This is a genomic window from Hymenobacter sp. AT01-02 (assembly GCF_000961955.2).
In the GTDB taxonomy this organism is placed as follows: domain Bacteria; phylum Bacteroidota; class Bacteroidia; order Cytophagales; family Hymenobacteraceae; genus Hymenobacter; species Hymenobacter mucosus.
This window is the reverse complement of sequence record NZ_JZIR02000043.1, coordinates 18,786-39,600: the sequence shown is the minus strand read 5'-3', so window position 1 is coordinate 39,600 and position 20,815 is coordinate 18,786. Positions and strand designations below refer to the sequence as shown.

The window sequence follows — 20,815 nt, the reverse complement described above, 5'->3', positions numbered from 1 at the left end:
GGCCGGCAGCTGCGCCAGTGAGGGCGTCACCAGCTCGCGCACGGGAGCAGCGGGGGCCGCTAGTGGGGCCTGAACGGGTGGGGCTTGGGGTGCTACGGCCGGCGGCACCGGAGTACTCGTTGCTGCCAGACCCAGGTTTGCCAAGGAAGGGAGCTTGCCCGCTGGCGGAGCTGCTGCCGCTACAGGTGCCAGTGGTGGCACCGGAGCTGGCACCACAACGGGCGGAGCCGTAGCTGCTGGCTCGGGGGCCGCCACCACAGCCGAAGCAGTTATGGGGGCCGTGTTAGCCTGTTCTTCGCGCGCAACCGCCGGCACCGCCGGGCTGGCTACTTGGCTGGCATCGGGCACCAGATACAGGGAGGCTCCATTGTAAAAGTTCTGGTAGAAAGCGAGGTCAGCGGCCGAATTCATGCGTTGAGAGCAGCAAGAGTACTAAGGTTACTAGAGAGGCTATGCGTTACTATTTCTACTTAAGATAAGTAAGGATAATAGATTAATGGCATGCTAGATATGATAACAACTAGTGCTTACTCTCCCAAAGAGAAGTAGGCGCGTAGTTCTGTGGCGTCCGATGGTTTCATGCGGCCGGCTAGTACTAAGCGGAGCTGCCGCCGACGCAATGCGCCTTCGTAGAGGTGAACCTCTTCGGGCGTCTCTGGCATGGCGTCGGGTACGTCAATAGGGCGGCCCGATTGGTCGACGGCTACGAAAGTGAAAAAGGCCTCGTTAGACTTTATTTTGGTGCCGCTTGGAATGTCCTCCGCCCATACGTCAATGTGCACTTCCATGGAGGAGCTGAACGCCCGGGTTACTTGCGCTTCCAACGTAACTACGCTACCCAGCTTGATGCCCTCCCGGAAGGATACATTATCAACGGAGGCAGTTACTACAATGCGGTTGGAGTGCCGCTGGGCTGAAATGGCCGCAGCTACGTCCATAAGGTGCATCATGCGGCCGCCCATTAGGTTATTGAGCGTGTTTGTGTCGTTGGGGAGCACCAGCTCGGTCATGCGAACGAACGAGTCTTGTACGGGCTTTTGTTTGCGCATCATGCGGGAAAGACTTCTAAGAATTTGCTGCAAAGATAGGAGCCCGGTTTGCTACTTGGTGCCTTTGCGTGAGGGGCAGGCCGATACGGGCCAGGTCATGCTACCCAGCTTCCGCGTACTTGCCCGGCAGGAGGTAGAAATCTAGCACCTCGTTGCCGCCATGAGAGGCTGCCCCACGTTACTTACTGCACCAGCAGGCGAGTTGTGTAGGTTTTATCGGCTAGCGTGAGTTGCACTACATATACCCCGTGGGCCAACTGGTTTGGCCCGTGGAGGGCTAGCGCGTGAGTACCGGCACCGTAGGTCTTGGCCGGCAGGAAGTATACCGGGCGCCCCAGCACATCTAGCAGCCGAACCTGAGCAGTAGTAGCAGCAGGCAGCGTAAACTGAATAGCAGTTTCGGCGGTGAGCGGGTTGGGGTACACGCTTATCTGACGCGTCGTGCTTTCGGCGTTACGAGTGACAGTTGCGTCCTGAATCCGCACATTGTCGAGGAAGAATGTACTGCCCCCGCCGCTAACCATTTGAAAGCGCAGTAGAAAGCGCGGACTACGCTGCGCCGCCGCTGGAAGCGTTATACGTATGGATTTCCAGTCGGAAAGGGAGTCGGGAGCGTAGCCGAGAAAGAATTGGCTGCCTTGGGTATTGAGTACTGCGGCGGGGTAGCTAGCTAGTAGGGTCCAGCTCAGCCCACAAGTAATGGAATAGTAGACGTGAAGCCCGTCCGTTACGGAAGACGACCGGAGGCCGTACGCGCGGTCGAACACGAGCTGGGTAGTGCCGTGATGGGAGACAAATTGATATTTGGTGAGGTAAGCGTGCTGATGGTACCCGCTGCCAAGCTGCTGTTGCGCACCTGCACGTAAGAGGATCCTTGGCTGGCTACTGCGCCCGTTTCCCGTTCCCAGCGAGGGGCACTAGCCGATGTGGCCGACGAAGTGCGTAGCCAGTTACGTAGTGAGGGTGCCGGATATAGGTTGGGGAAGTTTACGTTCTCAAACGACTCGGCAAGCGGACCAGTCTCACCAGAGTTTGGTCCTGTCACCGACACCAAATCGGTTTGGGTGAGGGTGCCCCGACCATCGGGGGTTGTTATGGTAAGGGTAGCCGCATATACGCCCGCCGCGCGGTAAGTTACTACCGGGTGGCGTGCCGTGGAAGTAGCCGGCTCCCCACCCGGAAACGACCAGCTGTACTGTGAGGTGGCAGCGTTGAAGGTAAAATTGTACGAATAGTCCGTAAACGTTACCGCGTTGCCCTCGCATACAAGTTGGGTTGAGGGCCGGAAAGCAACTACTGGCGGGCAGGGCGCGGCAGAACCCTGCGCTGCATCATCGGTGCCAGTGGCGCGCAGGTTCGTCGCCGAAACGAGCGTGCTGCGGCAGGTAAGAAAAAGCGAGGCCCGCATAACTTCCTTCTGCCCCTGCGTAAACATGCGCGAACAGGTGGCGTAGTCCATGTAGTTCTGCACGTTGCAAGCACCCCACAGGGTGAGAAGGCCAAGTTGCAATCTAGGTTGGAGCCGATGGTATTGGGCGTGTCTGCAATGCCATCATCAATAGAGCAATTGGAGGCCAAGCCCGGCGTATTGGAGCCGCCCCAAGTATGCCGTAACCCGAAGTAGTGGCCTACCTCATGCGTGAGCGACCGAAAGCAGAAGTTGCTACCACAAGACCGGCCAATGCTTCCAAACTGAGCGCTGCGGATCACAATGCCATCCAGCGTAGCGCTCGGGCAGGGTAGGAAAGCGTAGCCGCCCGCCCCGTTGGCCGTGCTTACTACCCATATATTAAGGTAGCGGTTAGGGTCCCACCGAATTAGGTTCTTTACGGTGTTGTCGCCCACATTGGTCAAGGTAGAGTACGTACGCGTGATGCCCGTAGTGCAGGAGCCGGTGGGGTCGCGGGTAGCTAGGCGAAACCGAAAGCCTACGTTAGCATAAATAGGCTGAAAATCAGTTAGTACATCGGCCGTGTCTGGATTGGTTTTGCTGAAATCCAAGTTGAGCAGCTGGATAGCATTGGCCACTTGGGCATCAGAAATATCATCGGTGCCACCCGTGTGAATAACGTGAACCACCACGGGCACCGTCACATCGGGCTGGGCAAGCAGGCGGGCCCGGTCGGAGGCAGACAGGCTGGCTACTTGCAGCAAAAAGTTCTGGTAGTCGCGGGCTGCGCCAGGGTTGCGAGCAAATTCAGCTTGCTGCACACTATCAAAAGCACATCCGTAGCCCGAGCGATGCTCGGGATGAAGGTTGCGCTGCGCCTGTACTGGCCCTTTCACCAGCAGACCTAGCAGCAACCACAGCAGAAAGCGTAGTTTTTGGACCATAAGTACTAAGGAAGTAGTAGCAGTGGGAGATATTCGGCTCCGATAATAGGCCCTGCTAGCAGCGGTATAAGGGGCTACAGATAGTCTGCCTGCCCAAGATATACACAAAGTCCGACTGGCAGAAGCGGCCCTGCCAATGCCAAATGCAGTTTCCGAGAATATCTCGTACTACTACTAGTAGTTCGCTGCGGTAACCTAGCTTTCCTTAGAGGCTAATGGGTGTCACACTCGCTGTCGTGGGGTTGTTGGTAGTAGGAAAAGACTACTGCTACTGCTGCCAACCCGCGCGCCCTAGGAGTGGCACAAAGCGGAACTCCTCAAACACTTCCCGCGAAAATTCCTCCTCACTCTCCCGTACAACGCGCATCATCCGTTGCGTTTGGGCATCACCCACTGGAATCACCAGCGCGCCGCCTATACGCAGTTGTCGCAACAGGGGGCGGGGCAGGGTCGGTGAGCCAGCAGTTACCAGAATCTTGTCGAAAGCGGCCTGATCGGGCAGACCTACTGAACCGTCGCCGCAATACAGGTGGGCAGCGCGGTTCAGCGCCGCCAAGCGCTTTCGCGTGCGCTCATACAATACCGGCTGATACTCGATGCTCCATACCTGCGACACTAGTTCGAGCAGCACGCAACACTGGTAGCCCGAGCCAGTCCCAATCTCCAACACCCGATCCTGGGGCTGCAGGCGCAGCAGTTCGGTTTGGTACGCTACCGTGTAAGGCTGCGAAATGGTTTGGCCCTCGCCAATGGGAAAGGCTTTGTCCTGGTAGGCGTGAGCTTGAAAGGCAGGGTCGAAGAAGAGGTGGCGCGGAACGGTGCCGATGGCCGCCAACACCCGCTCGTCGCGGATGCCCTTGCGGCGCAGCTCTTCTACAAGGGTGCGGCGGGCGCCACGGTGGCGGTAAGTATCAGCGTGCATGGGAAAAAGCAAAAGGTGGCAGGCTTCGGCAATGGCCGCCCGCAAAATGCGGGTAATTCCTACCTTTGCCATGCTCCAAAACTAACCCGTAAGGTGCGTTGGGAGCCTGAATAAAATGCGAAACTACGGCTTCGCACCCACTTTACCCACCTGACAACTGGCCGGCGCGGTCAGTTCTTTCGCCCTTGATTCGCACCTTCCAAAAACTGAAGCTGATAGGAGCCGACTTTATAGCGGCCCTGCTGGCATGGGTTTGCTTCTTTCTGCTGCGTAAGTACCTGCTCAGCGAAATTACGGAAGGCTACCACTTCACGGAAGTGGCTTTCTTCTTTCTCTCCGGCTCGGCCTTTATGATTGCCGCATTCTGGACCGTACTCTACACCTTGATTGGCGAGTACCGCGACATTTTCCGAAAGTCGCGCTTGGCCGAAATCATTCGCCTTGGTCGCGTGTCGGTGCTTGGTGCCGTGGTCATCTTCTTTGCCTTGCTCCTCGATGACCAAGGCGTGCAGAACTACCAAGCGTACTACAAAACCATTACGGCGTACTTTCTGCTGCACTTTCTGCTCACGGCCATCCTGCGCGTGTGGGCTATTAGCAGCGTGCAAAAGCTGGTACGAGGGGGCGTCATTAGTTTCAATACCTTGTTAGTAGGTTCCAATACGCTCGCCCGCGACACCTATCAGGAACTTCTGCGCACGGGGCGCCACTTGGGCCTGAAAATAGTAGGAGTAGTTTCCGTGGGCGATACGGTGGATGAGGATTTGGCGGCTGAAGTGCCCACGCGGGGCTCCTATCATCGGTTGCCGGCCCTCATTCGGGTGCTGAAGGTGGAGCAGGTAGTAATTGCCATCGAAGCTTCCGAGCACCGGGTAGTAGAAGAAATTCTGGCCTTACTAGAAGGTACTCCGGTTCGGATCAGCATCCTGCCCGACCTCTACCAAATGCTACTAGGCTCCGTGAAGGTGAGCCACGTGTTTGGTACTCCCCTCATCGAAATCAAGCAGGACCTGCTACCCGTGTGGCAAAAGGTGCTCAAGCGTGCACTCGATGTGGGCGTTTCCATCGTGTTCTTGCTACTGGCCTGGCCCGTGTATGCCTTCACGGCCATCATGGTGAAACTCTCGTCGCCGGGGCCCGTGTTCTACTCGCAAGTGCGCATCGGACAGTTTGCCCAGCCGTTTCATATCTATAAGTTCCGTTCCATGTACGTGGATGCTGAGGCCCTGGGGCCAGCCCTTTCCTCCGACCATGACCCGCGTATTACGCCTTGGGGCCGCTTTATGCGTAAGGTTCGGCTGGACGAGCTACCCCAGTTTTGGAACGTCATCAAGGGCGATATGAGCATTGTGGGCCCGCGCCCCGAACGACAATACTTCATTGACCAGATTGTGCAGCTCGCCCCCCACTACCGTCACTTGCACCGCGTGCGGCCGGGTCTCACCAGCCTAGGGCAGGTAAAATATGGCTACGCCGAAACCGTTCCGCAGATGGTCGAGCGGCTTAAGTTCGACATCCTCTACATTGAGAATATGAGCTTGTCGATGGACTTCCGGGTAGTGCTGTACACGCTCAAAATTATCATTGAAGGCCGCGGAAAATAAATCGACTGGCCCTGTTCCTGAGTAGCACCACCACGAGCTACCCCAATTACACGTACTAAGCAGCCTACTTCATTAAGCTGCTTCTCGCTTTACTTTTTTTAGACATCATGTTCACTGGAATAATTGAAACCTTAGGCACCATTACGGATGTGCGCCGGGATGAAACCAATATTCACTTCACCGTAACTTCCAGCTTCGCGCCGGAGTTGAAAATTGACCAGAGTGTAGCCCACGACGGTGTTTGCCTAACCGTGGTGGCAGTAGATGGGTCGGCCAATACCCACGTTGTTACGGCCATTGATGAAACGCTGCAGAAAACCAATTTGAGCCAGTGGCAGCCTGGCCGGCAAGTAAACCTAGAGCGGTGCTTGGCCGCCAACGGCCGCTTTGATGGGCACATTGTGCAGGGCCACGTAGACTTGACCGCCACCTGTGAATCGGTGACGGACCAGCACGGCTCTTGGGTGTTTCGCTTCCGTCATGAGGTAGGCCCCGGCCGCGTAACCGTAGAAAAAGGCTCCATCTGCATAAATGGCACCAGCCTCACATGCTTTGATAGCACTGATGACGGCTTTTCCGTAGCCATCATTCCTTACACGTATGAGCACACAACCTTCCAGCACCTGCGCCCCGGCGACCAGGTAAACCTGGAGTTTGACATTGTAGGCAAGTACGTGGCCAAACTGTTAGGGCGCTAAAAATAGGGCTTTCTACAACAGGCGGTGGCCTGATTACGTACCACTTACGTAACCATCCATCTGTTTGAAGCCATGTCAAAACGCGAACTAATAGAGCCCACCGAGGGTGATAAGCGCTACGTGCGCCGCAACGAAAAAGGAGAGTTTACCAGTTCGGTTGATTTAAACCGTTCCTTGTCTGGAGATGACCGCACCAACTCGAAGGTCACGAGTAAGCCTGGGCAGGGTGATAGAGGTGACGGTCATACGGGCAAGCGCAGACCCGCCAAGAAATAGTTTATCCCTCAACACGCAGCAGGCCCCGCAGGAATATACTGCGGGGCCTGCTGCGTGTTGAGGGGTATGGATACAGCCAGTCCTTAGTGCTGCTAGGCAACGACAGGTTCCGCAATGGGGGCCGCTGTGGGCCACCACCGGGCCGATAGCCGCTGGTAGACTTTGGCGCACCCCCACGCCAGAACGCAGCCCAGCAGGGTGCCCGCCAATACATCTGAGGGAAAATGTGCGGCCAGGTACATGCGACTGTAGCTTACAATAGCCGCCCACAGAAAAAGAAACCACTTGGCTACCCGATAGCGCCGGGGCAGTACCAGCGCCACAAAAACAGCCAGGGAAAAAGCATTAGCGGCGTGCGAGGAAATAAAGCCGAACTGCCCGCCGCAGCCGTTTACTAGGTTAAGAGTAGCAGACAGGTCAGGGTCGTGACAGGGACGCAAGCGGGCAAAGTACGGCTTGAAAAACCGACTCGATATCATATCGGCCAGGGCGACACTCAAGCCGAGCAGGGGCAGCAGCAGAAAAGCGCGCCGCTGGTACAAGTAGGCGAGTACCACTAGTAGCACAAAATAGGCAGGAAACCAGACGAAGCGTTCTGAAAAGAACACCATCCACGTATCGAGGCGGGGAGTGCGGTGGGCATTAGCGGCAATGAGAAGCCACCGGTCGAGGGCTTGGAGCTGCTCTATCAAGCGAAAATTGGGTTTTCAGAGGCCCATTCCACGCCTTTGCGCAGCCACTGCTGGGTAGCGGCTTCGGGCGAGCCAGGCTCGGGTTGTAGGTTGTAGTGCCACTCGGCTTGCGGGGGCAGGCTCATAAGAATGCTCTCGGTGCGGCCCCCGGTTTCCAGCCCAAAGCGCGTGCCCCGGTCAATGGCCAGGTTGAACTCGGCGTAGCGGCCGCGGCGCACCAGTTGCCACTGCTTTTGCTCGGGGCTGAAGGGCAACTCCGCATTCTGGCGCATCAGCTCCGTGTAGGTGTTGCCGTATACCTCACCCACCGCGCGTACAAATGCAAATAGGGCCTCTGCATCAGCCTCTTTGCCAACCACTAAACGGTCGAAGAAGATACCGCCGATGCCGCGGGTTTCCTGGCGGTGGGGCAGAAAGAAGTACTCGTCGGCCCAGGCCTTGAAGCGGGGGTAGTAGTGGGCATCGTGGCGGGCGCAGACCTGAGCAATCTGCTGGTGAAACCACCGGGCTTGCGCCACGTCCACGTAAATCGGGGTCAGGTCCAGGCCGCCGCCAAACCAGGCCTCGCCATTGCCAGCCTCGAAGTAGCGCACGTTCATGTGGGAGATGGGCACCTGCGGGCTGCGCGGGTGCTGCACCACGCTCACGCCCGTGGCAAAGTAGCGCCGGTCGGGCATGAGCAGCTGCCGCGCCGCCGCCTCGCTCATCTCGCCTTCAACAGCGGAGAAGTTGACGCCGCCTTTTTCGATAATGTGCCCATTGGTTAATACGCGGCTACGGCCACCACCGCTACCGTGGTGTTGCCAGGCATCTTCCTGAAAGCGGGCTGTACCACCATCGGTGGCTTCAAGTTGTTGGCAGAGCCAGTCCTGAAACTGGCGCATCCACTGTTCCACGCTGTCTCGAAGGGCAGCGGCAGGTGGCGCAGCGGTAGGAAAAGGAGCGGAAGTTGACATAGAAAGCAGAAACAAAGTAGGCCGCGCAGGCAGCGTCACGCCCCCGTAGTTTTTCGAGCCACAAAGGTAGCGGTTTTGGGAGGAGCACCTACCTACTACCTATGCAGTTGCAGGGGCATTTCGGCCAACTACAGCCCATCGTTTGCTAAGCCCCCAGTGCCTACTCAGCTTGATGAGCTAGTTTAACCGTGGGAAAATGCTCTTTGAGCAAGCGCTGCAATTTCTCTGTTGTGAGGGGCTTGCTAAGCACGCCTGCAACATGCAGTGCCTGCACCCGCTCCATATCCTGGGGGTGCAGGGAAGTAGTCAGAATCACCACAACGGCCTTATGCTCCGAGGGCCAGAGGTACTGGTGGTAGTGATGCAGAAATTCAAACCCGTTCATCACTGGCATGTTCAAATCCAGCAGAATCAGCACGGGGCATTGCCCGGTATCATCGTGGCAATAGGCTTGTAGGTGGGTGAGGGCTTCGCGCCCATTGGCTGCTACTCCTATTGTCTCGGCTACGTCAAGGCGCTTGATAAGCAGTTGATTAAGGTAATTAGTCGTGCGGTCGTCGTCTACCAGTAGTACGTAAGGAAGTTTGGACATGAGCAGGGTAAGGAGGGGAGAGCGGAGCGCTACGACTTAAAGTAAACGCTGAACGTTGAGCCGGCTTGGAGGTTACTGTGTACTTCAATCCAGCCGCCCATGTTTTCAACTATTTTTTTAATCATATAGAGCCCAATGCCGCTGCCTTCTACGTGGTCGTGAAAACGCTGGAACATAGTGAACAAGTTGCGCTGGCTGTTCTCGTCTAGGCCCAGCCCGTTGTCCTGCACGCGTAGCACCACGTGGTTCGCTTCTTGTTTGGCACTGAGCTGAATACGAACTGGGCGCTCGGGATGGCGGTACTTGATAGCGTTGCTAAGCAAGTTGTACACCACGGAACGCAGGTTCTTTTCCGACAAGGAAATGAACAGCTTGGCGGCCACCTCTATTATCACTTCTGCAGTGGTTTGTTCAATTAGCGGCGCCAAATCTAATTGCACTCCTAGCACCACGGGCAGCAACTCCACCGCCACCACGGGTTGGTCGAACTCGCGCTGAAGCTTCGACACATCGGTAAGGTGGTTGATGGTTTTCTTGAAGCGGTCCACCGAGTCCTGCATCATCTGTAAGATGGGCTGCACTTCGCCTTCCGCCTGAGTAGCCGCGGGTATCTCCTGCAACAAGGCATACAGCAGCCCTTCAATGTTGCTGATGGGAGCCCGCAAGTCATGCGAAGCGGTATATACAAAGTTGTCCAGGTCGATGTTGGCGCGTTTCAGTTGCTGGTTATTCTGCTGCAACTGCAATTGGGCTTGGTCAATCCGCTCCTGGGCCAGCTTATGTTCGTGAATGTCGGTATACGTACCAATCCACTGTACTAGCTCGTGCTGCTCGTTGTACGACGGAAGTGCCCGCCCGAGCATCCAGCGGTACTCGCCGGCCAGGTTCTGAATGCGGCACTCCACCTCCCAGGGCGCATGGGTGCGCAAGCTGTCGATCCACTGGGCTTTGGCCACGGCCAAATCGGCCGGATGAATCTGTCCCCACAACTGAGTATGGGGCAGGGAAGTAAAAGGTTGCCCGGAGTAGTCAAACCAGCGGCGGTTGAGAGAGGTGGTTTCGCCTGTTGGGGTAGCTGTCCAAGCTATCTGAGGAATGCCCTCTAGCACCCTCTTGGCCTCTGCCGCCGCTCGCTCACCGGCTTGGCGGGCCGCTTCCTGCCGTTGCAATTCGGCGCGCTGCGCCGCCAAACGAGTGTTTTGCTCCGCTACATGAGCCTGAATAGCAGTAATCTCGCGCTGGGCCGACACATCCGTGACAATAACCGCTAGAGCCGAGATGTTGGCGAAATCCAGTACGTTCATGGAAAGCGAGAACGGCAGCAGCATCCCCGATTGGGTGTGCAACGATACTTCGCCCTTGGCTTTGCCCCGCCAGCCCTGGTCGACCAAGGCTTGCACGTGCTGCACAAACGAGTCAGGTACCAAGCTTAGAAAGGTACTACCCATCAGGGTCGTCAGTGGCCGACTAAGAAGGGCTGCCAGGCTGGCATTGGCGTACAAAATGGTACCGTCTTGGGCCAGGAGTAAGGCTCCCTCGTTCATTTCCTCAATGAGGGTGCGGTACACCTGGTCGGCACCTTCCAACGTGAAAATGCGGGGCCCATCGGCTCCCTGCACGGCTAGCGCGTCAATGGTTCCGGTACGGATAGCTGTAATCAAGTCCTCCGCTTCCTGCAATTGCTGACGCAGCGCAGTATTCTCCAGAGCAAGTTCTTCGGCAGGGGTAAGCGGCTGACGATCAGGCATAACTTTACATATCAGTGGGCTCAGGGGATATGCCCAGCAACGTCAACACGCGTCGTCGGTCGGAGAGGTCTCCCACGAGCCACCGGGTCAGGCCCGGCCTCTTCTTAACCAGCGTGGGGGCCGCAATGATGCGTTCCTCCTTTGCTTTCTCGGGCTGCTGATAGATGTCCACAATTAGCAGTTCGTATCGCCCCTTCAAGTACTGCTCGCAAATATCCTTTAGGTTGCGGACGGCGCGGGTCGAGTTGGGGGTAGCACCCGTGATGTACAGGTGTAAAAGGTATTCAGCCCTGGGGGCTTCCTCGTGTAGCTCTGATTCCATCCGCGCTACTTGTTCTCAACGGCACGAATATCCAAGCCTACCAATACCCGTTCTTGGTTGGATAAGTCGCCGATGATTTTGCGAATCGGAGAAGGTACTTTCCGCACCAGCGTCGGAATGGCCAAAATCTGGTCGCCCTCGGCTAGCTGCGGATGCAGCAGCAAATCAATAATTTCAATTTTGTAGCGACCTTTCAAATGCGTTTCGCAGTACTTTTTCAGGTTGGCCAGGGCGGTAACTGACTTCACCGTTTGCCCGGCAACATACAGGCGTAGTTCCCAAATTTCCTCGTCGGCGGGCGACGATGCAGATGAATCCGAAGGCGTTTGCATAGGAGGGTACTACTGATTAGGAGACGTGGAAGCGGGCTGGCGGTTGCTGTAGCCTTTGGCGAGTTGCTGACGGTTGGTAGCCAGCGCCTGCTGTCGTTGTTCTTCCTCGTGGTTTACTTGGCGAAGCTCTTCTTCGACGGACTCAAATTCCGTGCGCAAGTTGGCGATGGTGGCTTCCAGTACGCGGCGTTTGCGCTCTAGTTCCCGGTCGCGGCGCTCCGCTTCTTGTTGGGAGGCAAGTAGTTGCGACTGTTCCTGTAGCTGCTGGGTGAGTCGGCTGGCACCCGTAATAATGCCGGCCGGGCCAACAATTACGTCTAGCAGCTGTACGCCATGGTCGGTAACGAGAAACTCCCGCACTTGGTTAGAGTGGGCCATTCCCCGGGCTTTTAGGATGCTTACGCCCCGGTTCCGCTCGCCAATGCCTTCCAAGTCGCGCACATGAATCCAGGTATCAACCAAAGAAGAAACGCCTTCTTCCGTCATTTCCTGGTTAGCATTGCGGCCGCTCACCAAAGCCGTGAACAAGGCCGAAATGCCCTGCACCTTCAGCAAGTCGATAAGGCGGGTGAGCATGCCCCGCACTTCCGAAATGCTCCCTACCGACACCAAATTGCTGATGGGGTCAATGATTACGTTTTGGGGCTTGAACTCAGTAAGTAGTTTATGGATGGTTACTAAATGCTGTTCCAGGCCATTGAGGGTAGGGCGGGAGGCTTCAATGTGCAGAAGTCCTTGCGCTAGGAAGGGTTCTAGGTCCATCCCTACGGCCCGCATGTTGCGTATCAGCTGCTGGGGCGATTCCTCGAAGGCAAAAAACAAGCACCGCTCGCCCCGGCGGCAAGCTTCCAAAGCAAAGGCGGCCGACAGGGTGGTTTTGGCTGTGCCGGCGGTGCCCGTAATTAGGATGCTACTACCCCGGTACAGTCCCTTGCGGGTGAACATTTCATCGAGGCCTGGTACGCCCGTGGAGATAATATCATTGGATACGTCATGGGCTAATCGTAGCGACGTGACGGGTAATACCGAAATGCCATCCTCCGTGATGAGGTAGGGGTACTCGTTGGTGCCGTGGGTGCTGCCCCGGTATTTCACAATGCGCAGGCGCCGGGTTGTAATCTGGTTGATTACCCGGTTGTCCAGCAGAATCACGCAGTCCGATACGTATTCCTCCAGGCCTTGGCGCGTGAGGGAGCCCTCGCCGCGCTCAGCCGTAATGATGGTGGTTACGCCCTTATCCTTAAGCCAGCGGAACAGCCGCCGAATTTCAGAACGCAATACGGCTTGATTGGTAAAGCCTGAAAACAAGGATTCAATGGTATCCAGCACCACGCGCTTAGCCCCAATTGTATCAATGGCGTAGCCGAGACGAATAAAAAGGCCTTCCAAGTCGTACTCGCCCGTTTCTTCAATCTCGGAGCGGTCCACGTGCACGTGGTCGAGGCGCAGCTTTTTGTCGGCCTGTAGCTGGCGGAGGTCGAAGCCCAAGGATTGAACGTTATCGGCCAGCTCCACGGCGGTTTCCTCAAAGGCCATCAGCACGCCCGGCTCATCGTAATCTAGAATGCCGCGTACCAGAAACTCAACCGCCATTAGCGTCTTACCGCAGCCTGCACTACCACACAGCAGCGTAGGGCGTCCTTTGGGCAAGCCGCCCTCAGTAATTTCATCGAGACCATTGATGCCCGTGGGTGCTTTGGGCAGAGTAGGAAAATGGGACGCGGAAGAGGACAAATGAATAGACATAAGGAGCCAATGAGGAACGTCGGAGGGGCAAGTTAGGCAGAATAGCAGCAGAGCGAACGAAATGTTTGCTTGCGCCTGGCTAGTTAGGGGAGGAATCGGCGTGCAGATTCTCTAATTGCTTGCGCAGCAGGAGCAGCACTAGCTCCTGCCGTGGCACTCCAAAGCGGACGTCCGTGGGGAAGGCTACCGTTTCGCCAGTTTGCCGGAAGCCGTGGCGCGCATACCAGGCTAGCAACTCGTGCCGCACGGAAATGACGGACATCAGAATACTGGTGCAGCCGAGGTGGCGGGCTTGCCGTTCAGCTGCCGCCAACAGGTATTTTCCAATGCCGTGGGCCTGATGGGCAGGATCTACCGTGAGCATGCCCAGGTACAAGTCAGGATGCTGATTTTTCAGGTAGACGCTGCCGCGCAACTCCCCGTTGGCGGTGCGGGCCAGTAGGAAGGTGGCCCCAGGCCCGGCCATGAGGTCGGCCAAGTCGGCGGCATCGGTGCGGGTGCCCTCAAGTAAGTCAGCTTCAGTGGTCCAGCCTTGCCGGGACGTGTCGCCGCGGTAGGCACTATTTACCAGCGCAACCAAGGCTGGAATGTCGGTAGCAGTAGCGGGGGCAATGGATAGTGCGGGTAACATGCTGCAAAAATACAGCCTTGGCGCTGAGTACCCACCTCGGGGTAGGTAGTCCGTAAGTAAGCGGGGCTGTTGCTCTCGGTTCTAACCCGTAATTTCGCCTTCCAACCCACCCCCAGCATGTCCACCCATTCCACCTCCACCCTGGAACCCGACTTTACTACCGCTCTGCCCCGCCGCTCCTTGCTGCACCGCGCGTACCTGCTCATGCGCACGGCTGATGAGTTGGCCCGTCTGTACGAAGAAAACAAGACGGTAACAGCCAAGTATGTCCACGCGACGGCCCGTGGGCACGAGGCAATTCAGTTAGCTGCGGCCTTCCAACTGCGGCCTACTGATTGTGCCACCCCGTACTACCGCGACGACGCCATGCTGCTCGGAATGGGCCTGTCGCCCTACGAGCTTATGCTCCAGCTTCTAGCCAAGCGCGACGACCCATTTTCGGGTGGCCGCACCTATTATGGTCACCCCTCCCTGCGCCGGCCTGGCTTTCCGATCATTCCTCACCAGAGTTCCGCCACTGGTATGCAGGCCATTCCGGCCACGGGTATGGCGCACGGCATCAAGTACTTGGAAGGGCAGGGGCTGCTAACCTCTGCCGATCAGCAGCCGGTAGTGCTGTGCTCCATTGGCGATGGGGCCATGACGGAAGGCGAAGTAGCAGAAGCCTTGCAAATGGCCGTGCTACACCAGCTGCCCATTGTGTATGTAGTGCAAGACAACGATTGGGGCATATCAGCTACGGGCCGCGAAATGCGCGCCATGAATGCCTATGAGTTTGCGGCTGGCTTTAAGGGCCTGCACCGCTTGCAACTCGATGGGGCCGACTTTCTGGCCAGCCACGCCGGTATGGAGGAAGCCTTCGCGTACGCCCGGCGGACGCGGGGGCCGGTGCTGGTACACGCCAAATGCCCCTTACTGGGCCACCATACCAGCGGCGTCCGGCGCGAATGGTACCGCGGCGACAACCTCACTCAGCACGCCCTTAGCGACCCCCTGCCACGCTTTCATCAGCAACTACTGAGCCTGGGTTTTGCTGAAACTGAGCTAACGGCCCTGGCGGATGAAGCGCGTACCACCGTGGCTGCCGACTACAAGCGTGCCCTAGCAGCCCCGGCCCCCGATCCCGTCACCTACCTCGACCACGAGTTTGCGCCGCCCGCTGTAATTGTAGAATCGGGAGAGCGGAGCCCTGCTAATGCTGGCAAGGCGCTAATGGTTGACGCAGCCCTGCACGCCGTGGACGATATTTTGCAGGAATTCCCCGAGGCCTTGTTCTACGGGCAAGACGTAGGCGGTGAGCTGGGCGGTGTCTTCCGGGAGGCGGCGCTGCTAGCCAAAAAGTACGGCGACGCCCGCGTCTTCAATACGCCCATTCAAGAGGCCTACATAGTTGGGAGCACGGCCGGCATGAGCGCCGTGGGCGCGAAGGCAATTGTTGAAATTCAGTTTGCGGACTACATCTGGCCTAGCCTCAACCAACTGGTAGAAGAACTAAGCAAGTCCTGCTACCTCACCAATGGCAAGTTTCCGGTGCAAAGCCTGATTCGGGTGCCGATTGGGGCCTATGGCGGCGGCGGACCCTACCACTCCGGGTCCATCGAGAGCACCTTGCTCACCATTCGTGGCATTAAGGTGGTGTACCCCAGCAACGCCGCCGATATGAAAGGACTTCTGCGGGCGGCCTTCCTCGACCCCAACCCGGTAGTACTGCTGGAGCACAAAGGCCTGTATTGGAGCAAAGTGCCCGGCACCGAAGATGCCAAAACAACGGAACCTGCTGCTGGCTACGTTATTCCCTTGGGCAAGGCTGCCGTAGCGCAGCAAGCTGACGCCGCCAAACTGCGGAACGGTGAAACCTGCGTAGTCATCACCTACGGAATGGGAGTGTACTGGGCCAAAACGGCTAGCCGTGAGCTACCGGGCCAAGTTGAAATCCTAGACCTGCGTACCCTTAACCCCCTCGACTATGATGCGGTAGAGGCGGCGGTGCGCCGGCACGGGAAAGTGTTGGTGCTTACCGAGGAGCCCTTGCTTAATTCCTTTGCCGAAAGTCTGGCCGGGCGTATTCAGCGTACCTGCTTCCGCCAGCTCGATGCGCCTGTGTTCACCTTGGGCGCGGCCAACCTGCCGGCCATTCCCCTCAATGTAGAGTTGGAGCGCCAGATGCTACCCAACGCTGAGAAGGTAGGAGCCATGCTGCAAGAGTTGCTGAACTACTAGTGTTGTGCAGCCCCTGCGGATAGGGGTGGTATAAATTACCGCCAGCACTACTCAAAAGCAACGCCCGGCTGCGCACATGCGCAGCCGGGCGTTGCTTTTGTATCTTATACCTCCTGCCCTTAGAAGGGGTAGCCGATGCCCAAGTTGAAGGCTGTTTGGTTTTCCCCAAAGCTAATGCGGCGGATAGCCCACTTATTTCCTGGGGCTGTTGGGTCGTACACCTTCGTGGCAATGTCGAGGCGCAAGATGAGGAAGCTGAAATCGAGGCGCAACCCGAAACCCGAGCCCACGGCAAATTGCCGGTAGAACTTGTTGAACTTGAACTGGGCCCCAACGCGGCTTGAGTCATTTTGCAAGAGCCAGACGTTGCCAACGTCCGTAAACAAGGCTCCTTTTATAAAGCTGTAGATGGGGAAGCGATACTCCACATTGCCTTCCAGCAGCAATTCGCCCGGCTGCTCAATATCGTAGTTGCGCTCCGTTGTTTTGTTGTTGTTCTCATCAAACTTGTACTGCGTGTAGCTGCCCGTACCCAGTCGGCGGGGTTTCCAGGCCCGCACGCTGGAGCTACCACCCGCAAACAAGTACTTGTCGTAGGGCACCAGTAGCTGCTTTTTCTCACTGTTGGGGTCTATGCTACCGTCCTCGTTTCGCGTTAGAGTAGTGGTGTGGGTCAGGGAGCGGATTGCGCCCCCCGAAAGTCGGTACACGAAGTAGGTCTGAGGCGTCAGCTTATGGTAGCGACGGTAGTCTACCGTAAACTTGGCGAAGTCATAAGTTTTCAACCGGTCGTTTGGCCCCGGCCGGGTGCTAACTACCACGGGCTGCTGTTGGTAGAGTCCGCGGGTGAGGCCCCCAATTTCCGCAAACAGACGCAGGTAGCGACCGTCGCGGGTTTCGTTGAAATCGTTAGAGTTGTAGAGGGAGGTAGCACTGAAGCTGGGTACGAACAGATTATCAAAACTGCGCAGCAAGGGCGTGTTTTGAATATTCGCTAGTTGTTGTAGCTGTTGGAAATACCCCTCGTCAATGTTCGGCGTCCTGATAATGCTCAGGTCGAAGGGCGTGAGAACGTACTGGTGGTAAACCGACCGTTGCCAAATGTAATCGTAGGTCGCTTCGATGTTAGTCCGCTGGTAGAAATCGGGGCGATTCACGAACGTATAGCTCCCGTTGAGGCGAGTACGTGGGTTATAGCGGGCCAAAAAGCGGTTGGCGCGCCATGGCACCAGAAACTGAGGTAGTACCAGGTTTACGTTGGCGCCTAGCTGCGTAGTGAGGGTAGGGTTTGCATCTACAGCACTTCGCTGCCCTTCAAAACCTGCCCGCAACCCAAACTCCAACACCTCCGCACCGCCAAATACATTCCGGATTTTCAGCCGCACGTTGCTGAATGGGCCCACCAGGGAGGCCACATAGGTGCCACCAAATTCGGTAGTTTCCTGGTACCGCTTTGCCGGCGACGCATTCAGAGTTGCATCCAGCAGGCCCCGGGTAGAATCGGCCGGAGCATCGGCCCCCCGCACGCGCCGGTAGGTAATCGTGCTAAACCGGAACATGTCCAGGTTAGCAAATTGCCGCTGGGTTAGCTGCGTGTTCTGTAAACTGTAAGGTTCTCCTGGGCGGATAGCCAGCTTACGGTCCAGCGTGCGGGTGCTAAAGCGGTGGCGGTACGCCAAGTACTTCACCGAATCGCGCTCCAGCGTGTCGCGCTGCTGTCCAAACCGCACCAGGCCCGCATCGGTAATCACGTTGAGGTTGCGGATGGTGTAGAGGCGGTGAAACTCTCCCCGACTGGGCTTGGAAATAATAGTGCGCAGGCGTACGGTACCAGGCGCAAAGCTGGTATCTGCTTCTAGGCTCACGTACTGCTCCCGGAAATCGAAGTAGCCTTGGTTTTTGAGGAGGTTCTCAATGCGGCTGCGCTCCTGCCCAATTACTTCCTCATCGTACTGGTCGCCCACCCGCAGCAAGCTCTGGGGCTGACTGGCCAGCACGCGCCGCGCCACGGCCGAGTCCCCAATATTGTAGTCGAGCTGGGTGTAGTGGAAGGGCTGGTTTTCCACTACTTGATACACCACCGTCACCCGTTGCGAATCGGTGTGGAAAGGGCTACGGAGGGTGAAGATGCGGAAAGGCGAAAATAGGCGGGTAGGTACCGTGTCCGTAGACGAAACGGAGCTGCGGAAGTACCCTTTCGACTTCAGAAATACCGCCATCTGCTCGGTGCTGGCGCGGGTCAGGGCCGAGTCATAAATGACAGGTGCCTCGCCCAGGCGCATGATGGCGTTGCCCTTGTCGAGGGCCAACTGGTGGCGGCGCGTGTGTCGCTCGCGCCGAGAGAGTAGCTTGCCCACCTGCGCCGAGTCGGTACCAGCCGCTTTAATGAGCTGGTCGTAGTGGGTCCTATCTTCATCCAGCTTGCGCTGGATGCGCTCCGGATTGTAAAAGGAGCGACCTAGCTGGTAGATTGCTAGCTTTGGCAGCGGAAACGTGCTATTCGGCTTTTGCTGCGCCAGGGCCTGTAGGCGCTCGGCCGTTGCCGGCTTAGCACCTTCCACCTTCACGCGGCTCAGCAGGTGTTGCCCCGGTTGCAGCAGGCGCAGGGGCGAGCAGCCCACTACGCCGCCTACCAGCAGCAACAAACCACCTACGGCTGTCCGCGTCATCTTTCCCGAAAAATGCCCTTGAACGGGCTTCTTGTCACGCAACGAATATGGTTTCAAAAGCAGTAGCGAAATACGTGCACGCGCTGCACCTGAAGAAGTACCGGCTCCGGCATGGCGCCTTCCTGGTGGAAGGCGGCAAAAGCGTCCGGGAGCTGCTAAGTTCTGCACTTCTAACGGAACGGTTATTCCTCACGGCCGAATTTGCCGCAAAAATCCAGCCTGAGCTGCCATCGTCCGTACCGGTGGAGGTAGTATCGGAAGAGGAATTGACTCGCCTGGGCACACTGACCACCAACAATACGGCTTTGGCTATTGCCCGCCTGCCGGAAGAAAAAGTATTGGCCCCGGCTCCTAACCAGCTGCTCCTTGCCCTCGACCAAGTGCGTGACCCCGGCAACGTAGGCACCCTCATCCGACTGGCCGATTGGTACGGCCTTGGGGGCGTTATTTGCTCGGATACGTGCGCCGACCCGTGGGCTCCCAAAACGGTATCGGCCACTATGGGGTCGTTTACCCGGGTACCCGTGTGGCAGCGCGAGCTACCCACTTGGCTCAGCTCGTTGCCGGCCAGCTTACCAGTGTATGGCGCCGACCTGCACGGCGACAACGTGCACCGCCTAACTCTGCAACCGACCGGCGTACTAGTGATGGGTAGCGAGTCGCACGGCTTAACGCCCGAGGTTGAAGCGTGCCTAACGCAGCGCCTGCATATTCCCGGCCGTGGCCAGGCCGAAAGCCTCAACGTGGCAGTTTCGGCGGCTATCCTGCTAGATAATTTCTACCGCAACGTCCAATAAGCAAGTGCGTGCCAGCTAGAGTAGTCACTCCGCAAGTACCTCGCTAATTGGCGTAAGCTGCTTGCAAAAACAGCCCCGGCAGAAGCTGCCGGGGCTGTTTGGGACATGAACAATGGAATGCTAATTCAGCAGCGACACGCCAAAGCTGAGGGTTTGAGCCTGAGGGCCGCGGTTGTTTTTAAAGGTGTCATTAAGGTTGTATTTCACGAACAAATCGATGCCGCGCACCCCAATGGCACCTTGCAGGCCATACTGGAAGTCTTCGAGGTTGTAGCTGCCCCGGTCTTTGTCTTTGCGCGTGCGGCCGTCTTCTTCGTACTTAATTTTGGTGTGGGAGCCCAGGCGGTAGCCCACGAACCCGCCCGCCCCAATGCGGAAGGCTTCCTTACCCTTGCTGTTCTGAAAGTTCAGCATAGCTAGCAGCGGCAGATTGATGGTTGTTACGGACAGCTTACTTTTCTCTAGCTCCCGATCCGCGTCGCGTGCAATGGTAGTGCTGGTGCCGTTGTCAAAGAAGCGAAAGTTTTTGTCTAGCATGTAGTTGTTGAACGACAGCTCAGGTCCCGTGAGGAGGTGGAAAGGGGAGCGCCGGGGACCAATGCGGAAATCGTAATGCCAGTTCAAGCTCACGTAGCGTGAACCAATGGGCCGCAACTCGTATTCCTCGCCTACCTGAGCTTCCCGATTTACAAGGGTGTTTAGGCCCAGGTCCACGGAGAAGTCGTTGTGCACCGAACGGTTGGCCTTCTCCTCATTCTTGGCCTTGCGCTCCGCAGCCCGTACCGAGTCCGACTTGACCGAGCTGCCAATGCGTACTGACACGTGGTCATTATTGCCGTTGGTGCTTTCATCTACTGTCACCCCAAACACCCGGCCCAGTGTCACATCCACGTGGTCGGCTGATTTGGTGGTGCCGGCGCCTTCATTGCGCACGGTAATGCGAATCTGCTCTGGCACCTTCTTGCCAGGTTGGTCTTTGGCGGGGTAAAATTCCATCGTCACCTGGTCCGACTTGGAGTTTTTACCGGCAGCTTCTGCCTTGGTAATGTACGTGTCCAGCAGCACCATCAACGAATCGAGCTTGTAGGCGCGCAACTCGCGCAGCTGGGCTTTGTTCTTGACAAACAGTGTCATGGTAGCCTGGTTAGGCAACTTCACGATGATGGTATCATCGGTACGGAAAGTGGGCCGCGCGGAAGCGTGGGATAGCCGGGCAGCAGGAGCCCC

20 protein-coding genes and 1 pseudogene are annotated in these 20,815 nt (G+C 57.2%); 5 read left to right on the top strand and 16 right to left on the bottom strand.

Annotation, left to right across the window (positions count from 1 at the left end):
• From VI25_RS14420 to VI25_RS14400, 6 genes and pseudogenes are all read right to left on the bottom strand, one after another.
• A pseudogene (locus VI25_RS14420) lies at positions 1–411 on the bottom strand (hypothetical protein); the annotation flags it as partial.
• Positions 412–527: 116 nt separating this feature from the next.
• Positions 528–1,049: an acyl-CoA thioesterase gene (locus tag VI25_RS14415; RefSeq protein WP_045688139.1), complete on the bottom strand. Its 522-nt coding sequence runs from the start codon at positions 1,047–1,049 to the stop codon at positions 528–530.
• A 182-nt stretch (positions 1,050–1,231) separates the two neighbouring features.
• Complete coding sequence (locus VI25_RS14410; protein WP_055562604.1) at positions 1,232–1,816, bottom strand: T9SS type A sorting domain-containing protein; 585 nt, start codon at positions 1,814–1,816, stop codon at positions 1,232–1,234.
• The gene (locus VI25_RS24760; RefSeq protein ID WP_152981633.1) at positions 1,777–2,457 is read right to left on the bottom strand and encodes a PKD domain-containing protein; all 681 of its coding nucleotides are present in this window, start codon (positions 2,455–2,457) and stop codon (positions 1,777–1,779) included. Before VI25_RS24760 ends, VI25_RS14410 begins: the two co-directional genes overlap by 40 nt.
• Entirely contained in the window at positions 2,343–3,383 is a 1,041-nt protein-coding gene (locus VI25_RS14405; RefSeq protein ID WP_052695142.1) for a M43 family zinc metalloprotease, read from the bottom strand. Before VI25_RS14405 ends, VI25_RS24760 begins: the two co-directional genes overlap by 115 nt.
• A gap of 268 nt (positions 3,384–3,651) precedes the next feature.
• Entirely contained in the window at positions 3,652–4,305 is a 654-nt protein-coding gene (locus VI25_RS14400; protein WP_045688141.1) for a protein-L-isoaspartate(D-aspartate) O-methyltransferase, read from the bottom strand.
• A gap of 185 nt (positions 4,306–4,490) precedes the next feature.
• Here VI25_RS14400 and VI25_RS14395 point away from each other — a divergent pair, with 185 nt between their 5' ends.
• The 3 genes from VI25_RS14395 (at position 4,491) to VI25_RS23470 (ending at position 6,883) form a co-directional block, all read left to right on the top strand.
• A complete protein-coding gene (locus tag VI25_RS14395) occupies positions 4,491–5,909 on the top strand; it encodes a sugar transferase (protein WP_045688129.1) in 1,419 nt (472 codons plus the stop codon).
• Positions 5,910–6,016: 107 nt separating this feature from the next.
• Positions 6,017–6,607 (top strand): riboflavin synthase, encoded by a 591-nt coding sequence (locus VI25_RS14390; RefSeq protein WP_045688130.1) that lies wholly within the window; start codon positions 6,017–6,019, stop codon positions 6,605–6,607.
• Positions 6,608–6,679: 72 nt separating this feature from the next.
• Positions 6,680–6,883 (top strand): hypothetical protein, encoded by a 204-nt coding sequence (locus VI25_RS23470; RefSeq protein WP_072144829.1) that lies wholly within the window; start codon positions 6,680–6,682, stop codon positions 6,881–6,883.
• Positions 6,884–6,975: 92 nt separating this feature from the next.
• On the opposite strand, the gene VI25_RS14385 is transcribed toward VI25_RS23470, so the two are convergent.
• From VI25_RS14385 to VI25_RS14350, 8 genes are all read right to left on the bottom strand, one after another.
• Complete coding sequence (locus tag VI25_RS14385) at positions 6,976–7,575, bottom strand: phosphatase PAP2 family protein (RefSeq protein WP_045690280.1); 600 nt, start codon at positions 7,573–7,575, stop codon at positions 6,976–6,978.
• Complete coding sequence (gene hemF, locus VI25_RS14380; RefSeq protein ID WP_045690279.1) at positions 7,572–8,531, bottom strand: oxygen-dependent coproporphyrinogen oxidase; 960 nt, start codon at positions 8,529–8,531, stop codon at positions 7,572–7,574. Before hemF ends, VI25_RS14385 begins: the two co-directional genes overlap by 4 nt.
• 160 nt (positions 8,532–8,691) lie before the next feature.
• Entirely contained in the window at positions 8,692–9,123 is a 432-nt protein-coding gene (locus tag VI25_RS14375; RefSeq protein ID WP_045690278.1) for a response regulator, read from the bottom strand.
• Between the two features lie 29 nt (positions 9,124–9,152).
• Positions 9,153–10,871: a PAS domain-containing sensor histidine kinase gene (locus VI25_RS14370; protein WP_052695618.1), complete on the bottom strand. Its 1,719-nt coding sequence runs from the start codon at positions 10,869–10,871 to the stop codon at positions 9,153–9,155.
• Positions 10,872–10,875: 4 nt separating this feature from the next.
• The gene (locus VI25_RS14365; protein WP_045690277.1) at positions 10,876–11,193 is read right to left on the bottom strand and encodes a circadian clock KaiB family protein; all 318 of its coding nucleotides are present in this window, start codon (positions 11,191–11,193) and stop codon (positions 10,876–10,878) included.
• A gap of 5 nt (positions 11,194–11,198) precedes the next feature.
• Positions 11,199–11,525, bottom strand: coding sequence for a circadian clock KaiB family protein (locus tag VI25_RS14360; RefSeq protein WP_045690276.1), 327 nt, complete (start codon positions 11,523–11,525; stop codon positions 11,199–11,201).
• 9 nt (positions 11,526–11,534) lie between these two features.
• On the bottom strand, positions 11,535–13,259 hold the full coding sequence (gene kaiC / locus VI25_RS14355) for a circadian clock protein KaiC (RefSeq protein ID WP_236705065.1): 1,725 nt from the start codon (positions 13,257–13,259) through the stop codon (positions 11,535–11,537).
• A 91-nt stretch (positions 13,260–13,350) separates the two neighbouring features.
• Positions 13,351–13,902, bottom strand: a complete 552-nt coding sequence (locus tag VI25_RS14350) for a GNAT family N-acetyltransferase (protein ID WP_045690275.1) — start codon at positions 13,900–13,902, stop codon at positions 13,351–13,353.
• Between the two features lie 117 nt (positions 13,903–14,019).
• On the opposite strand from VI25_RS14350, the gene VI25_RS14345 reads away from it, so the two are divergent.
• On the top strand, positions 14,020–16,122 hold the full coding sequence (locus tag VI25_RS14345; protein ID WP_055562602.1) for a thiamine pyrophosphate-dependent enzyme: 2,103 nt from the start codon (positions 14,020–14,022) through the stop codon (positions 16,120–16,122).
• A 119-nt stretch (positions 16,123–16,241) separates the two neighbouring features.
• Here VI25_RS14345 and VI25_RS14340 read toward each other — a convergent pair whose 3' ends face one another.
• A complete protein-coding gene (locus VI25_RS14340) occupies positions 16,242–18,791 on the bottom strand; it encodes a BamA/TamA family outer membrane protein (protein WP_055562601.1) in 2,550 nt (849 codons plus the stop codon).
• Between the two features lie 47 nt (positions 18,792–18,838).
• Between VI25_RS14340 and VI25_RS14335 the strand changes: the two genes are divergently transcribed.
• Positions 18,839–19,588 carry an RNA methyltransferase gene (locus VI25_RS14335; protein ID WP_045689698.1) on the top strand — a complete coding sequence of 250 codons (750 nt, stop codon included), beginning with the start codon at positions 18,839–18,841 and terminating at the stop codon, positions 19,586–19,588.
• Positions 19,589–19,708: 120 nt separating this feature from the next.
• Here VI25_RS14335 and VI25_RS14330 read toward each other — a convergent pair whose 3' ends face one another.
• The gene (locus VI25_RS14330) at positions 19,709–20,746 is read right to left on the bottom strand and encodes an outer membrane beta-barrel protein (protein WP_055562600.1); all 1,038 of its coding nucleotides are present in this window, start codon (positions 20,744–20,746) and stop codon (positions 19,709–19,711) included.
• Between the last annotated feature and the right edge of the window lie 69 nt (positions 20,747–20,815).